Origin of the sequence: Cupriavidus mimosae (assembly GCF_023952485.1) — a bacterium.
Taxonomy (GTDB): Bacteria; Pseudomonadota; Gammaproteobacteria; order Burkholderiales; family Burkholderiaceae; genus Cupriavidus; species Cupriavidus taiwanensis_C.
In genome coordinates this window covers 134776-150169 of record NZ_JALHRY010000006.1, presented here as the reverse complement: position 1 = coordinate 150169, position 15394 = coordinate 134776, and the positions used below count along the sequence as shown (strand labels likewise).

Annotated in this window: 11 protein-coding genes and 1 tRNA gene; 10 read left to right on the top strand and 2 right to left on the bottom strand. The window is 68.4% G+C overall.

The window, feature by feature from the left end; genetic code table 11:
* Window positions 1-4 precede the first annotated feature (4 nt).
* From MKD50_RS13305 to MKD50_RS13270, 8 genes are all read left to right on the top strand, one after another.
* Window positions 5-976 carry an acetyl-CoA carboxylase carboxyltransferase subunit alpha gene (locus MKD50_RS13305; RefSeq protein ID WP_025582220.1) on the top strand — a complete coding sequence of 324 codons (972 nt, stop codon included), beginning with the start codon at window positions 5-7 and terminating at the stop codon, window positions 974-976.
* On the top strand, window positions 942-2396 hold the full coding sequence (gene tilS, locus MKD50_RS13300; RefSeq protein ID WP_256503727.1) for a tRNA lysidine(34) synthetase TilS: 1455 nt from the start codon (window positions 942-944) through the stop codon (window positions 2394-2396). The genes MKD50_RS13305 and tilS overlap by 35 nt, the downstream gene beginning before the upstream one ends.
* Window positions 2397-2540: 144 nt before the next feature.
* Complete coding sequence (locus MKD50_RS13295; protein WP_092313717.1) at window positions 2541-3794, top strand: aspartate kinase; 1254 nt, start codon at window positions 2541-2543, stop codon at window positions 3792-3794.
* Between the two features lie 128 nt (window positions 3795-3922).
* A tRNA-Ser gene (locus tag MKD50_RS13290) sits at window positions 3923-4016 on the top strand.
* A gap of 281 nt (window positions 4017-4297) precedes the next feature.
* Entirely contained in the window at window positions 4298-5227 is a 930-nt protein-coding gene (locus MKD50_RS13285) for an adenylate/guanylate cyclase domain-containing protein (RefSeq protein ID WP_115706592.1), read from the top strand.
* Between the two features lie 218 nt (window positions 5228-5445).
* On the top strand, window positions 5446-8949 hold the full coding sequence (locus MKD50_RS13280) for a pyruvate carboxylase (protein ID WP_252667318.1): 3504 nt from the start codon (window positions 5446-5448) through the stop codon (window positions 8947-8949).
* Between the two features lie 358 nt (window positions 8950-9307).
* A complete protein-coding gene (locus MKD50_RS13275) occupies window positions 9308-9883 on the top strand; it encodes an acyloxyacyl hydrolase (RefSeq protein WP_252667317.1) in 576 nt (191 codons plus the stop codon).
* A gap of 133 nt (window positions 9884-10016) precedes the next feature.
* A complete protein-coding gene (locus MKD50_RS13270) occupies window positions 10017-10892 on the top strand; it encodes a pirin family protein (protein ID WP_115706549.1) in 876 nt (291 codons plus the stop codon).
* Between the two features lie 61 nt (window positions 10893-10953).
* Here the strand turns inward: MKD50_RS13270 and MKD50_RS13265 are convergent, their stop codons facing one another.
* Together MKD50_RS13265 and MKD50_RS13260 are read right to left on the bottom strand one after the other, a co-directional pair.
* Window positions 10954-11352: a Zn-ribbon domain-containing OB-fold protein gene (locus MKD50_RS13265; RefSeq protein ID WP_240074131.1), complete on the bottom strand. Its 399-nt coding sequence runs from the start codon at window positions 11350-11352 to the stop codon at window positions 10954-10956.
* A gap of 17 nt (window positions 11353-11369) precedes the next feature.
* Window positions 11370-12536: a thiolase family protein gene (locus MKD50_RS13260; protein WP_240074133.1), complete on the bottom strand. Its 1167-nt coding sequence runs from the start codon at window positions 12534-12536 to the stop codon at window positions 11370-11372.
* A gap of 243 nt (window positions 12537-12779) precedes the next feature.
* Here MKD50_RS13260 and MKD50_RS13255 point away from each other — a divergent pair, with 243 nt between their 5' ends.
* Together MKD50_RS13255 and MKD50_RS13250 are read left to right on the top strand one after the other, a co-directional pair.
* On the top strand, window positions 12780-13538 hold the full coding sequence (locus tag MKD50_RS13255) for an IclR family transcriptional regulator (RefSeq protein WP_252667316.1): 759 nt from the start codon (window positions 12780-12782) through the stop codon (window positions 13536-13538).
* Window positions 13539-13724: 186 nt separating this feature from the next.
* Entirely contained in the window at window positions 13725-15371 is a 1647-nt protein-coding gene (locus MKD50_RS13250) for an ABC transporter substrate-binding protein (protein ID WP_252667315.1), read from the top strand.
* The last annotated feature ends 23 nt before the right edge of the window (window positions 15372-15394 follow it).

Genomic DNA, 15394 nt, shown 5'->3' with positions numbered 1-15394 from the left:
TTTTATGAAAACCACCTTCCTGGATTTTGAGCAGCCCATTGCCGAACTCGAGGCAAAGATCGAAGAACTGCGCTTCGTGCAGGACGATTCGGCTGTCGATATTTCCGAAGAGATTTCGCGGCTGGCCGGCAAGAGCCAGCAGCTGACCAAGGACATCTATGCCAACCTGACCCCGTGGCAGGTTGCGCAAATCGCCCGCCACCCCCAGCGTCCCTATACGCTGGACTACGTGCGCGAGATCTTTACCGATTTCCACGAGCTGCACGGCGACCGCACCTTCGCCGACGACCTGTCGATCATCGGCGGCCTGGCGCGCTTCAATGGCCAGTCGTGCATGGTGATCGGGCATCAGAAGGGCCGCGACACGAAAGAGCGCGCCATGCGCAATTTCGGCATGCCCAAGCCCGAGGGTTACCGCAAGGCCAAGCGCCTGATGGAGCTGGCCGACAAGTTCGGGCTGCCGATCTTCACCTTCGTCGACACCCCGGGCGCGTTCCCCGGCATCGACGCCGAAGAGCGCGGCCAGTCCGAGGCCATCGGCCACAACCTGTACGTGATGGCAGGGCTGAAGGTGCCGCTGATCGCCACCATCATCGGCGAGGGCGGTTCGGGCGGCGCGCTGGCGATTGCCGTGGGCGACGTGGTGCAGATGCTGCAGTTCGCCACCTACGCGGTGATCTCGCCGGAAGGCTGCGCCTCGATCCTGTGGAAGACCGCAGAGAAGGCGCCGGAAGCCGCCGAGGCGCTGGGCCTGACCGCGCACCGGCTGAAGGCGCTGGGCCTGATCGACAAGATCGTGAGCGAGCCGCTGGGCGGCGCGCATCGCGACTACAAGGGCATGGCGGCGCTGCTCAAGCGCTCGCTGGCCGAGTCGCTGCGCCAGTTCCAGGGCATGAGCGTGAAGGAATTGCAGGCGCGCCGCTACGAGCGCCTGCTGGCCTATGGCAAGTTCAAGGAAACCGGCGCCCAGGACTGACCCGTCCGCCCGGCTGACCGACAAGGTCGCACAGGCCCTGCAGGCCGGTGCGGCCTTTGTTGTTTCTGGCGGTGCCACCGCGGCGCCGCCGACGGTCGCAGTGGCGCTGTCGGGCGGGCGCGACTCGGTGGCGCTGCTGCATGCCGCGCGCGCGGCGGTGGCGCTGCCGGGCGATGGCGCGCGCGTGGTGGCGCTGCATGTCCATCACGGCCTGCAGGCCGAGGCCGACGACTGGGACCGCTTCTGCGCCGCGCTGTGCGCGCAGTGGCAGGTCGGCTATTTCGTGCGGCGCGTGTCGGTGCGGCCGTCGGCGGGCGAGGGCGTGGAAGCCGCCGCGCGCCGCGCGCGCTATGCCGCGCTGGCGGCGATGTGCGCCGACAGCGGCGCGCGCCTGCTGCTGTTTGCCCATCACCAGGACGACCAGGTCGAGACCGTGCTGCTGCGGCTGTTCCGCGGCGCCGGCGTGGCCGGCATGGCGGGCATGCCGGCGCTGCGCCCGCTGGATCCGCGCAGCGGCGTGATGCTGCTGCGCCCGTGGCTCGATGTGCCCCGCGCCGGCATCGAGGATTACTGCGCCGCCAATGCGCTGCGCTGGGTCGACGACCCATCCAATGCCGACGGCCGCTACGCGCGCAATGCTTTGCGCCAGCACCTGCCGGCGCTGCACGCGGCGTTTCCGGCGCTGGCGGTCAACGTGGTGCAGGCGGCCGCGCATTTTGCCCAGGCCGGCGCACTGATCGACCAGCTCGCCGCCAACACGCTGGCGACGCTGGCGCGTGCCGGCCGCGACGCCGACACGCTGTCCGAACTCGACCTGCCCGGCCTGCGCGCGCTGCCGGCGGCGCAGGCCGATGCGGTGCTGCGCCTGTGGCTGCGCGACCTTGGCGTGCGCGCCCCGTCCACCGCGCGGCTGGCGGCGATGCGGGAACAACTGATTGCGCACGCGGGCGGCGAGCCGGCCATCGCGCACGAGGGCCTGGTGCTGCGCCGTTTCCGCGCGCGCGTGCTGGCCTGCGTGCCGCCGCCGGCGGTGGCGCCCGCTCCGGTGCTGCTGGACTGGCGCGGCGAGGCCCGCATCGTGGTGCCCGCCTGGCGTGGCGAACTCCATTTCTTGCGCGACGACACCTTCGGCGTGCCCGAAGCGGTGCTGCGGCAGCCCTTGCGCCTGGCCGCGCGCAGCGGCGGCGAACGTATCGTGCTGCGCCCCGGCGGTCCCGCCCGGGCGCTGAAGCAGGCCTGCCAGGAGGCCGGCATCCCGGCCTGGCGCAGGGCATGGCTGCCGTTGCTGTGGGCAGGGGACACGCTGGTGCTGGCCGCCGGGCTGGGCATGCATCGCCGCTGGCCCGACGCAGCGCCGGCGCCGCGCTGGCGCGTGGCGTGGCATGCGCACGCGCCGACGCTGGCAATGCCACCGCGCTGACCTTGCCGAACGGCGGTTCGATGGCGTTCGGCAGCCGTCGGCATCACATCCGGTCTGGTACAGATAGTCCCCGTGCGCCTTGCCTGACCGGGCCGCTTCGTGTATTTTCAAGGGCTTTGCACAATCGCTGGCGTCGACAAGAAGATGGCTCTCATCGTTCACAAATACGGCGGCACTTCGATGGGTTCCACGGAACGCATCAAGAATGTCGCTAAGCGCGTGGCCAAGTGGCACCGCGCCGGTCACCGCGTAGTCGTGGTGCCTTCGGCCATGTCGGGCGAGACCAATCGCCTGCTGGGACTCGCCAAGGAAATTTCGCCCCAGCCCAATCCGCGTGAACTGGACATGCTCGCCTCCACCGGCGAACAGGCCAGCGTGGCGCTGCTGGCGATCGCCCTGCACGGCGAGGACATCGACGCCGTCAGCTACACCGGCTGGCAGGTTCCGGTGAAGACCGATTCGTCGTACACCAAGGCACGCATCGAATCGATCGACGACGAGCGCATCCTGGCCGACCTCGACGCCGGCCGCGTGGTCGTGATTACCGGCTTCCAGGGCATCGACGACGACGGCAACATCACCACGCTCGGCCGCGGCGGCTCGGACACCTCGGCCGTGGCGATTGCCGCCGCGATCGAAGCCGACGAGTGCCTGATCTACACCGACGTCGACGGCGTCTACACCACCGATCCGCGCGTGGTCGAGGACGCCCGCCGCCTGGACCAGATCACCTTCGAGGAAATGCTGGAAATGGCCAGCCTGGGCTCCAAGGTGCTGCAGATCCGCTCGGTGGAGTTCGCCGGCAAGTACCGCGTCAAGACCCGCGTGCTGTCGTCGCTGACCGACCCGCTTATGCCGCTCGAGCAGGAAATGCACTCGGGCACGCTGATCACTTTTGAGGAAGAAGACTCCACCATGGAAGCCGCTGTCATCTCCGGCATCGCCTTTGCCCGCGACGAAGCCAAGATCACCGTCCTGGGCGTGCCCGACAAGCCCGGCATCGCCTACCAGATCCTGGGCCCGGTCGCCGACGCCAACATCGACGTCGACATGATCATCCAGAACCAGTCCGTCGACGGCAAGACCGACTTCACCTTCACCGTGCCGCGCGGCGAGTACCAGCGTGCCCTGGCCATCCTGAACGATGGCGTGAAGGCACACATCGGCGCCGGCAGCGTGTCGGGCGATCCCAAGGTGTCGAAGGTGTCGGTGGTGGGCGTGGGCATGCGCTCGCACGTCGGCATCGCCAGCAAGATGTTCCGCACGCTGTCGGAAGAGGGCATCAACATCCAGATGATCTCCACCTCGGAAATCAAGATCTCGGTGCTGATCGACGAGAAATACATGGAACTGGCCGTGCGCGCGCTGCACAAGGCCTTCGAACTGGAACAGGCGTGATCCGTTCGTAAGCTTTTCTGGCGAGGCCGCAAATTTGTGTTGAGTCATCGATTTTTCATTGACCAACCCAGTCGGCATCGCTAGAATACGCGCTTCGTTGTGTGGCTCCCTCACACAACGCAAGTTTGGGAGACGTGGCCGAGAGGTCGAAGGCACTCCCCTGCTAAGGGAGCATCCGGGCCAAAACCTGGATCGAGGGTTCGAATCCCTCCGTCTCCGCCAATGACAACCGTCCTTGGCGGCGGAACCCCGGAAGATCGCGGTCTTCCGGGGTTTTGTTTTTTTGGGCGCCCCGCAGGGCGCATCCCGCACCATCGGCATCCATTCGGGTTGCCTTGCGCCACTCCCCTGATGCGTGCACCGATCTCCTTCCCTCCTTCGCCCTGGCGCGCTCCAGATTCATATTGAGCATCGGCTTTGCCGGTGCCAGAATTCCCTGCATGCGGAGGCGTGGCGCCGGTAGCTGGCCGGATCGCCGCGCCGGGATGGCGGGACGGATCGGGATGCACATGGACCGGGAACTGCTGCACCAGGCGTCGGAGGGTTCGGTACTGTTCGCGGATGTCAGCGGCAGTACGCGGCTTTATGAACGGGCGGGCAACGCCGCCGCCCTTGCCGCGGTCGGCCGTTGCATCGGTGCGATGAAGTCCTGTTCCGAGGCCTCGCAAGGCCGGCTGGTCAAGACCATCGGCGACGAGGTCATGGTGCTGTTTCCCTGCGCCGAGCAGGCCTTGCAGGCGGCATTGGACATACAGCGGGCGGTTGCCGAGCTGCCGCCCGTGGCCGGCTTCACCATGTCGTCGCACATCGGCTTCCATCATGGCCCGATCCTGTCCGATGCCTCCGGCGATGTCTTCGGCGATGCCGTGAACCTTGCCGCGCGGCTGTCCGGGCTCGCCGCGCGCGGACAGATCATCACCAGCAAGGATGCGGTGGCGGACCTGCCCGCGCCGCTGCGCCAGATGACGCGCTACCTGTACCCGATCCACGTGCGCGGCAGGACGCAGCCGGTCGAGTTGTACGAGGCGATCTGGCAGCAGGCCACCGACCTGACCCTGATCGCGGGATTCAAGGAGCCGCTGGCGCATGCCGCCTTCCTTACGTTGCGCTACCGGGACACCGTGGTCGAGATGAACGCGGTCTCGGCGCCGGTCACCATCGGGCGTGACGCCGGCATGACCATCGTGGTGTCGGACCGCCTGGCGTCGCGGTTCCAGGCCATGGCCGAGCCGCGCGCCGGCCGCTATGTACTGATCGACAGGAGCTCGAACGGCACTCACGTCAGCATGGACGGCGCCGAGCCATTCATTTTGCGCCGCGACGAGGTCACGCTGAGGGGGCATGGCTGGATCGGGTTTGGCCAGTGGACGGGGCCGAGCGCGGAGTGCATCGAATTCGCCCTGCAGGTGGACAAGACCAGTGCGGGGCGATAGCTGGAATTCGCATGAAAACGGCCGGGGAATTTCAGTTTTGAATTTCAGGCGGGCGTGGCGGCACTGAAAATCCTTTTGTAAATCAACAAGAGCGTCGGTGGCTCGTTTCTTGCGCCCACCAGGATGCAGGCGCATGCTGGTTCCCGCCTGCGATCCGCCATTCCCCATCACCCGACTTTCCGTGGCCAGCGCGCCCGGAGGGCCATTTTCTTGCCGCCATGGACTACCGCCCGATCCAATCCCTGCTGATTGCCAACCGCTCCGAGATCGCGATCCGCGTGATGCGCGCGGCCGCCGAGATGAACGTCCGCACGGTGGCGATCTATTCGAAGGAAGACCGCCTCGCACTGCATCGCTTCAAGGCCGACGAGAGCTACCTGGTCGGCGAGGGCAAGAAGCCGCTGGCGGCTTATCTCGATATCGACGACATCCTGCGCATTGCGCGGCAGGCCGGGGTCGACGCGATCCATCCGGGCTATGGCTTCCTGTCGGAGAACCCGGAGTTCGCGCAGGCCGTGATCGATGCCGGCATCCGCTGGATCGGCCCGTTGCCGGAGGTGATGCGCAAGCTCGGCAACAAGGTCGCGGCGCGCAACGCGGCGATCGCCGCGGGCGTGCCGGTGATGCCGGCCACCGATCCGTTGCCGCATGACCTGGAGGCGTGCAAGCGCCTCGCCGCCGGCATCGGCTATCCGCTGATGCTGAAGGCGAGCTGGGGCGGCGGCGGGCGCGGCATGCGCGTGCTGGAGAGCGAGCAGGACCTGGAGGGCGCGCTCGCCGCGGCGCGGCGCGAGGCGCTGGCGGCATTCGGCAACGACGAGGTCTACGTCGAGAAGCTGGTGCGCAATGCGCGCCACGTAGAAGTGCAGGTGCTGGGCGACACGCACGGCAACCTGGTGCATCTGTATGAGCGCGACTGCACCGTGCAGCGGCGCAACCAGAAGGTGGTCGAGCGCGCGCCGGCGCCGTATCTCGACGCTGCCGGCCGCAGCGCGCTATGCGAGTCGGCGCTGCGGCTGATGCGCGCGGTCGGCTATACCCACGCCGGCACGGTCGAGTTTTTGATGGATGCCGACTCCGGCCAGTTCTACTTCATCGAAGTCAATCCACGCATCCAGGTCGAACACACCGTTACCGAGATGGTTACGGGCATCGATATCGTCAAGGCGCAGATCCGCATCACCGAGGGCGGCCATATCGGCATGACCGAGAACACGCGCGATGCCGACGGCAGGATCGTGGTGCGCGCCGCGGGCGTGCCGGTGCAGCAGGATATCGCGCTGAATGGCCATGCGCTGCAGTGCCGGATCACCACCGAGGACCCGGAAAACGGTTTCCTGCCGGACTATGGCCGCCTCACCGCGTATCGCAGCGCGGCGGGCTTCGGCGTGCGGCTCGATGCGGGCACCGCCTATGGCGGCGCGGTGATCACGCCGTACTACGATTCGCTGCTGGTCAAGGTCACCACCTGGGCGCCGACCGCGCCGGAATCGATGCGGCGCATGGACCGCGCGCTGCGCGAGTTCCGCATCCGCGGCGTCGCGTCCAACCTGCAGTTCCTCGAGAACGTCATCAACCATCCCGCGTTCCGCTCGGGCGACGTCACCACGCGCTTTATCGACAAGACTCCGGAGCTGCTGGCTTTTGCCAAACGCCAGGACCGCGCCACCAAGCTGCTGCGCTACCTGGGCGAAGTCTGTGTCAACGGACACCCGGAGCTGAGCGGGCGCGCGCTGCCGTCGCTGCCTCTGCCCGCGCCGGTGCTGCCGGCGATCGACACCAGCGCCGCGCTGCCGTACGGCACGCGCGACCGCCTGCGCGAGCTGGGCGCGGAGAAGTTCTCGCGCTGGATGCTGGAGCAGAAGCGGGTGCTGCTGACCGACACCACCATGCGCGATGCGCACCAGTCGCTGTTCGCCACGCGCATGCGCAGCGCCGACATGCTGCCGATCGCGCCGTTCTATGCGCGCGAGCTGTCGCAGCTGTTCTCGCTGGAATGCTGGGGCGGCGCCACCTTCGACGTGGCGCTGCGCTTCCTCAAGGAAGACCCGTGGCAGCGCCTGGAGCAGTTGCGCGAGCGGGTGCCCAACGTGCTGTTCCAGATGCTGCTGCGTGGCTCCAATGCGGTCGGCTACACCAACTATGCCGACAACGTGGTGCGCTTCTTCGTGCGCCAGGCGGCCAGCGCCGGTGTCGACGTGTTCCGCGTGTTCGATTCGCTCAACTGGGTGCGCAATATGCGCGTGGCGATCGATGCCGTCGGTGAAAGCGGCGCGCTGTGCGAGGGCGCGATCTGCTATACCGGCGACCTGTTTGACCCGAAGCGCTCCAAGTACGACCTGAAGTACTACGTCGGCATCGCGCGCGAGCTGCAGCAGGCCGGCGTGCATGTGTTGGGCATCAAGGACATGGCCGGCATCTGCCGGCCGCAGGCGGCCGCGGCGCTGGTCAGGGCGCTCAAGGAAGAGACCGGGCTGCCGGTGCACTTCCACACGCACGACACCAGCGGCATCTCGGCCGCGTCGGCGCTGGCCGCGATCGAGGCCGGCTGCGATGCGGTCGACGGCGCGCTCGACGCGATGAGCGGGCTGACCTCGCAGCCCAACCTGTCGAGCATCGCCGCGGCGCTGGCCGGCAGCGAGCGCGATCCGGGCCTGGACCTGGAGCGCCTGCACGAGGCCTCGATGTACTGGGAGGGGGTGCGCCGCTACTACGCGCCGTTCGAGTCCGAGATCCGCGCCGGCACCGCCGATGTCTATCGGCACGAGATGCCGGGCGGGCAGTACACCAACCTGCGCGAGCAGGCGCGCTCGCTTGGCATCGAACACCGCTGGACCGAGGTCTCGCGCGCCTACGCCGAGGTCAACCAGCTGTTCGGCGACATCGTCAAGGTCACGCCGACCTCCAAGGTGGTCGGCGACCTGGCGCTGATGATGGTGGCCAACGACCTGAGCGCGGCCGACGTGTGCGATCCGGGCAAGGAGATCGCCTTCCCGGAATCGGTGGTGTCGCTGTTCCGGGGCGAGTTGGGCTTCCCGCCCGACGGCTTCCCGGCGGCGCTGTCGCGCAAGGTGCTGCGCGGCGAGCCGCCGGCGCCGTACCGGCCCGGCGACCAGATCGCGCCGGTCGACCTCGACGCGGCCCGCGCCGCGGGCGCGGCGGCGTGCGAGCAGCCGCTCGACGACCGCCAGCTGGCCTCGTACCTGATGTATCCCAAGCAGGCCGCCGAGTACCACGCGCATGTGCGCCAGTACAGCGATACCTCGGTGGTGCCCACGCCGGCCTACCTGTACGGCCTGCAGCCGCAGGAAGAGGTGGCGATCGACATCGAGCCCGGCAAGACCCTGCTGGTGTCGCTGCAGGGCACCCATCCCGATGCCGACGAAGGCAAGATCAAGGTCCAGTTCGAGCTGAACGGGCAGTCGCGCACCACGCTGGTCGAACAGCGCAGCACCGCGCAGGCCGCGACCGCGCGCCAGGGCCGGGCGGTGGCCGAGCCGGACAACCCGCTGCATGTTGCCGCGCCGATGCCGGGCTCGATCGTGACGGTGGCGGTGCAGCCCGGCCAGCGCGTGGCCGCGGGCACCACGCTGCTGGCGCTGGAGGCGATGAAGATGGAGACCCATATCGCCGCGGACCGCGATTGCGAGATCGCGGCGGTGCATGTGAAGGCGGGCGATCGGGTGGCGGCGAAGGACCTGCTGGTGGAACTGAAGGCCTGACAGCCGGCGTGGCCCGCCGCGTCGTTCAGTTAAGGGATCAATCACTACCGTCATTCCCGCGCAGGCGGGAACCCAGCGTCTTTGAAAGTCACTGGGTTCCCGCCTGCGCGGGAACGACGGTCGTTAACTGAATGAACGGCATTTCGGTCTTGCCGGGGTTTTTTTTGTCTGGATGACGCTGCAGCCGGGCGGCCATGCCTCGCCTTCGCGGCGCGTCCCGCAACATTGTTCCGGCCTTGGAACACTGTGTTTGCCTGGAACGGGCTTCTGCAATGTCGAAGCGCTGCTATCGTGTCGAGCCGTGATCAAAACAAAGCGGTGGCGCCTCGATCTCGCAGGCGCTGTCCGACAGATACGGATGTCAGTGAAGAAAAACACATTGTCAGGGGGGCTGCCGCGCGCGGCTCTGGTGTCGATTACGGCTGGCCTGCTGGCACTGCCGTCCGCCGCGGGCGCCGCGGGATTCTCGATGCAGGCGGGCTATGGGCGCGACAACCGGCACGGCGTGGAGAAATACGAAGTGTCGGCGCGCTGGGACGAGATCGTGCAGTGGCAGCTGTCGAACCGGCTGGCGCTGGCGCTCGACGGCGAGGTCAACCTTGCCAACTGGCGCGCGCTGCCGTCGCGGCCGTCGAGCCAGTTGACCGAGTTCGGCGTGTCGCCGATCTTCCGGCTCAGCTATGCGGGTGACCATATCACGCCGTTCGTCGAGGCCTCGGTGGGCCTGCGCGTGCTGAGCCACACCGAAATCGCCGGCGGCCACCGCATGGGCTCGGCCTTCCAGTTCGCCGACATGCTCGGCGTGGGCATCGCCTTCGGCAAGGCGCAGCGGCTGACCATCGGCTACCGCTTCCAGCACTTGTCCAACGCCGGGATCAAGGACCCGAATCCGGGCACCAACTTCAGCATGGGATACGTGCGCTACCGCTTCTGAGCGCTGGCGCCATCGTTCCAGCCGCAGGACGCTGCATCGCAATCCCGCCGTCTACCGCGCACTGGCCGCAGCACCTATCATCGCTTCATGGATCATTGCCGGCCCCGCATGGCCGGCATTCTCGGAGATCGACATGAAGCGCATTCTGGGTGTCTACAGCGCACCGCGTCCGCACTGGGTCGGAGATGGTTTCCCGGTGCGCTCGATGTTTTCGTACACCAGCCACGGCAAACAGCTGAGCCCGTTCCTGCTGCTCGACTATGCCGGCCCCGCCGACTTCACGCCGACGCAGCGTCCGCGCGGCGTGGGCCAGCATCCGCACCGTGGCTTCGAGACCGTGACCATCGTCTACAAGGGCGAGGTCGCGCATCGCGACTCGACCGGGCAGGGCGGCGTCATCGGTCCGGGCGACGTGCAATGGATGACGGCAGGCGCCGGCATCCTGCACGAAGAGTTCCATTCGCCCGCGTTTACGCAAAGCGGCGGCGCGCTGGAAATGGTGCAGCTGTGGGTCAACCTGCCGGCGCGCGACAAGATGGCCGCGCCGGGATACCAGGCCATCGTCGACCGCGATATCCCGGCGGTGCCGATGCCGGACGGCGCCGGCACGGTACGCGTGATCGCCGGCGAGTACGAAGGCAAGCGCGGTCCGGCGCGCACCTTTACGCCGATGCACGTGTGGGACATGCGCCTGAACCAGGGCGCCAGCCCGCGCCTGGCGCTGCCCGAGGGCTGGCATACCGCGCTGGTGGTGCTGCGCGGCAAGGTCACGGTCAACGCCGAGGCCACCGTGCGCGATGCCGAGATGGTGGTGCTGGATGGCGCCGGCGATGCGGTCAGCATCGAGGCCGGCACCGATGCGGTGGTGCTGCTGCTCAGCGGCGAGCCGATCGACGAGCCCATCGTCGGCCACGGTCCGTTCGTGATGAACACCGAGGCGGAGATCGCCGAGGCGTTCCGCGACTTCAGCAGCGGCCGCTTCGGCAGCATGGCCGCGGGTCGGCAGTAGGCAACCGGCAGCAGGCAGGCCGGGGCACAGCGGGCGCAACGCCCGCTACCGCCGTGCCGCCTCAGGCGAGCGTGAAGGTCGGCACCGGCGCGCCGCCGTCGCTGGGCGAGAATTTGACCTGCACCTTCTGGCCGATCCGCACTGTGTCGAGATCGCAGTCGACGATATGAGTCATCATGGTCACGCCTTCTTCCAGCTTCACGTAGGCGATGCAGAACGGGTTGGGGCCGGCGCGGCGCGTCACGCTGTAGGTGTAGATGGTGCCGCGGCCGCTGGCCTGCTTCCACGAGGTGGTGCCCATGCAGAACGGGCACAGCACGCGCGGATACCAGTGCGGCTTGCCGCAGTCGTCGCAGACCTTGACCAGCAGCTTGCCCTCGCGCGTGGCCTGCCAGAACGGCAGGTTGTCGGGCTGTTCGTCGGGCGCCTTGTAGACGGCGGGGATGTGGGGGGTCGTCATGTCAGTGCTCCCGCGCTTTATTCACGTTCAAGGATCAGGGTGGCGCTGCCGTGGCGCGAGCCCAGGTAGCCGCCGGTGCCTTGCGCCAGCGCGAGGTCGCAATTGGCGACCTGCACCGCGGGGTGGGCCTCGCCGCGCAGCTGGCGCACGGCTTCGATGACCTTGGTGATGCCGCCGCGGTTGGCCGGGTGGTTGTTGCACAGGCCGCCGCCATCGGTATTGAAGGGCAGCTTGCCGACGCCCGAGATCAGGTTGCCGTCGGCGACGAACCTGCCGCCTTCGCCCTTCTTGCAGAAGCCCAGGTCTTCCAGCTGCATCAGCACGGTGATGGTAAAGCTGTCGTAGATCGACGCGTACTTGATGTCGGCCGGGCTCACGCCGGCTTCGGCAAACGCCGTGGCGCCAGAGAAGCGCGCGCCCGACCAGGTCAGGTCGACTTCGCCGCCGAGCTGGCCCTTGATGTATTCGCCGGCGCCGCGGATCTTCACCTTGGGCCGCCGCAGCGTGGCAGCGATCTCCGGGCGCGCCACCACCAGTGCGCCGCCGCCGTCCGAGACCACGCAGCAGTCCAGCTTGTGCAGCGGATCCGAGATCATCGGCGAGTTCAGCACGTCTTCCACTGTGACCACGTCGCGCAGCATGGCGTGGGGGTTGTGCTGCGCGTGGTGCGACGCCGCCACCTTGACCCAGGCCAGCTGCTCGGCGGTGGTGCCGTACTCGTGCATATGGCGCATTGCCGCCATCGCGTACAGGTTGACCGTGACCGGGCTGAACGGGCTTTCGAACGGCAGGTCGGGCAGGTTGGCGCCCCAGTTGCGCGCCTGCGTGCCGGTGGAGCCTTCCGAGCGCGGCCGGCCCGCCAGCGTGATCAGCGCGACGTTGCATTTGCCGGCGGCGATCGCCTGCGCGGCGTGCGAGACATGGACCAGGTAGGCCGAACCGCCGGTATCGGTGGAATCGACATGGCGCACCTTCAGGCCGAGGTAGTCGACCATGTTGACCGCGCCCAGCCCGGGCGCGTCGCCGGCGCAGAAATAGCCGTCGACGTCGGCCAGCGTCAGGCCGGCGTCCTGCAGCGCGCCCTTGGCGCTCTCGGCATGCAGTTGCGCCACGGTCTTGTCAGGTGCCTTGCGGGTCGGGTGCTCGTAGGCCCCGACGATGTAGGCCTTGCCGTTGATGCTCATCTATTCTCCTTCGGTGCGTCAGGTGGTGCCAGCGGGGGCGGTGCGGGCGCAATGCTGGCACGGCGATCCCGAGAGTATTGCGTAGCTTGCCCGCTGCCTTGTATTCGGAAGTGCCGAAGGGTGTATTCGGTGCGGGCGGGGACGCGGCCATCCAGGCCTGGCGCGACGCACTTGGCGCGCGAACGATTGCGGCGACCGCTACAATCTGCGCTGGATATTTCTGAGTCTGAACCAAAAGGATCGATGACCTACATCGTTGAAGCGGTGGATGAGGCCCTGGGCCTGCTGATGCTGGTGGCCGAGCACCCTTCGCTGGGCGTGACCGAACTGGCACGGCGCGCCGGACTGACCAAGGCGCGCGCGTTCCGCCTGCTGACCACGCTCGAGCACCGCGGCCTGATCGCGCGCGAGTCGCCGGCGGCGGTCTACAAGCTCAGCTACAACGCGCTACTGGTGGGCAATGCCGCGCGCGAACAGTTCGACCTGGTCAAGCTGGTGGGCCCGCGGCTGGCGGCGATCGGCGCGGCCTGCGGCGAGAACGTGATCGTGCGCGTGCGCGACGGGCTCGAGTCGGTCTGCGTGGCGCGGCACGAGTCGACGCAATCGGTGCGGGTGCATACCGAGATCGGCAACCGGCGGCCGCTGCATGTGGGGGCCTCCGGCAAGCTGCTGCTGGCCTTCGCCGCACCCGAAGTGGTGGAGGCGGTGCTGGCGCAGCAGCTGGAACGCTTCACCGCTAAAACCATCATCGAGCCGCAGGCGCTGCGCGACGAACTGGCGGCGATCCGTGCCGCCGGCTATGCGGTCTCGGTCGGCGAGCGCGATGCCGACGCCGTCTCTGCCGCGGCGCCGCTGCGCGACCACAGCGGCGCCGCGGTGGCGTCGCTGAGCATTGCCAGCCCGGCCAGCCGCACCACGCAGCAGGCCCTGGACAGCCATGTGGCGATGGTGGTGGCGGAGGCCGCCAACCTGTCGCGGGCACTCGGCTACGCGGGCGGCTGAGCCAAGTACCGCGCGGCTACGTCCCGCGCACTTCCCGTCTCAAACGGCGCTTCGGCGCCGTTTTTTTTGCGCGCGATGCACGGCTCGGGGGTAAACCCTGCTTATCGGGACCCGCTCCGATGTCTTATCCTTCGATACACGGTATCACTGAATGAAACAATGTATCGGGAATCGAACCACCCCACCATGCCCAGACCCGCCGTCAACCTGGCGTCGCGCCGTGCCGCCGCCGTCGTGGCCGCCCTTGCCGCCGCGGCGCTACTCACCGGCGCGCGCGCCGTCAACGCCGCAAGCACTGCCGACCTGCGCATCGGCTACAAGGCCGAGATCAGCGCTGCCGATCCCCATGTGCTCGACGCCGCCGGACGCAACCTGTGGGGCCATGTCTACGAAACCCTGGTCGGCCTGGACAATGCGCTGCGCCCGGTGCCGCAGCTGGCCACTGCCTGGCGCCAGCTGGACGACCGCACCTGGGAATTCCAGCTGCGGGCCGGGGTGCGCTTCAGCAATGGCGAGCCGTTTACCGCCGAGGACGCGCGCTACTCGATCGAGCGCGCGATGAAGCTGCCGGGCGCGCGCACCTTCCGCACCTACCTGAAGTCGGTGGCGGCGGTGGAGGTCAGCGGGCCGCTGGCATTACGCGTGCGCACGCGCTCGCCCAACCCGGTGCTGCCGCAGAACGTGGGCATGGTGGCGATGCTGCCGCGCTCGCTCGGCGCGGCCGTGCGCGAGGCCGATTTCGCCCATGGCGGCGCCGCCATCGGCACCGGCCCGTACCGGCTGGTGGCGTGGGAGCATGGCCAGCAGCTGACGCTGTCGCGCAATCCGGACTACTGGGGCGGGCCGCAGCCGTGGCAGCGGGTGGTGTTCCAGTTCATCCCCAAGGAGCCGGCGCGGGCCTCGGCGCTGCTGTCCGGGCTGGTGGACGTGATCGACGCCTCGTCGGCCAGCATTGCCGAAGCCTTTGCGCGCACCAACGGCCGCATCCGCACCGTCGCCGCCACCTCGTACATGCTGAACTACCTGCAACTGGACCAGGCTCGCGCGGTCTCGCCCTATGTGCAGGACCACGCCGGCCAGCCGCTGGCGGCCAACCCGTTGCGGGACGTGCGGGTGCGGCAGGCGATCAGCCTGGCGATCGACCGCGACCTGATCGCGGCGCGCGTGACCAAGGGCGATTCCGTGCCGGCCGGGCAGATGGTGCCGCAGGGCTTCTTCGGCTTCGCCCCGGCGGTGCCGGCGCCGCGCGCCGACGTGGAGCGGGCGCGCTGGCTGCTGGCCCAGGCCGGCTATCCCCAGGGCTTCCGCCTGACGCTGCATTGCCCCAATGACCGCTACCTGAACGACGCCAAGACCTGCGAAGCGGTCGGGCAGATGCTGACCCGCGCCGGCATCCGCACCGAGGTGCGCACGCTGCCGTATTCGGTCTATATCACCCGGGCCACCTCGGGCGGCGCCGGCGGCAAGCCGGAGTTCAGCGCCTTCCTGCTCGGCATCGGCGCGGTCAGCGGCGATTCGCTCGAGCCGCTGGTGGCGGTGGCGCATGCGCAGGACAAGGCCGCCGGCCTGGGCGCCAACAACCGCAGCGGCTATGCCAACGCCGCCGTCGATGAACTGATCGGACAGGCCATGCGCACCATGGCGCCGGGCCTGCGCGAACTGGCGCAGCAGGGCGCGGCGCAGCGCCTGGCGGCCGACGCCGGCATCGTCCCGCTGCATCACCTGCGCGCCGCCTGGGCCTATCGCGACGGCCTCGTGGTGCAGCCGCGCAGCGACGGCTTCACCTATGCCGGCAATATCCGCCCGGCACCGCCGGCCGCGCCGCAACGCTGACGTGCCACTCCGTATCCGCCTCC

Bases quoted from the DNA above. Each gene is read 5' to 3' on its own strand.
- MKD50_RS13255 (WP_252667316.1), top strand. From the start codon at position 12,780: ATGACCTACATCGTTGAAGCGGTGGATGAGGCCCTGGGCCTGCTGATG.
- MKD50_RS13305 (WP_025582220.1), top strand. From the start codon at position 5: ATGAAAACCACCTTCCTGGATTTTGAGCAGCCCATTGCCGAACTCGAG.
- MKD50_RS13265 (WP_240074131.1), bottom strand. From the start codon at position 11,352: ATGACGACCCCCCACATCCCCGCCGTCTACAAGGCGCCCGACGAACAG.
- MKD50_RS13250 (WP_252667315.1), top strand. From the start codon at position 13,725: ATGCCCAGACCCGCCGTCAACCTGGCGTCGCGCCGTGCCGCCGCCGTC.
- MKD50_RS13280 (WP_252667318.1), top strand. From the start codon at position 5,446: ATGGACTACCGCCCGATCCAATCCCTGCTGATTGCCAACCGCTCCGAG.
- MKD50_RS13275 (WP_252667317.1), top strand. From the start codon at position 9,308: ATGTCAGTGAAGAAAAACACATTGTCAGGGGGGCTGCCGCGCGCGGCT.
- MKD50_RS13295 (WP_092313717.1), top strand. From the start codon at position 2,541: ATGGCTCTCATCGTTCACAAATACGGCGGCACTTCGATGGGTTCCACG.
- tilS (WP_256503727.1), top strand. From the start codon at position 942: ATGGCAAGTTCAAGGAAACCGGCGCCCAGGACTGACCCGTCCGCCCGG.
- MKD50_RS13270 (WP_115706549.1), top strand. From the start codon at position 10,017: ATGAAGCGCATTCTGGGTGTCTACAGCGCACCGCGTCCGCACTGGGTC.
- MKD50_RS13285 (WP_115706592.1), top strand. From the start codon at position 4,298: ATGCACATGGACCGGGAACTGCTGCACCAGGCGTCGGAGGGTTCGGTA.
- MKD50_RS13260 (WP_240074133.1), bottom strand. From the start codon at position 12,536: ATGAGCATCAACGGCAAGGCCTACATCGTCGGGGCCTACGAGCACCCG.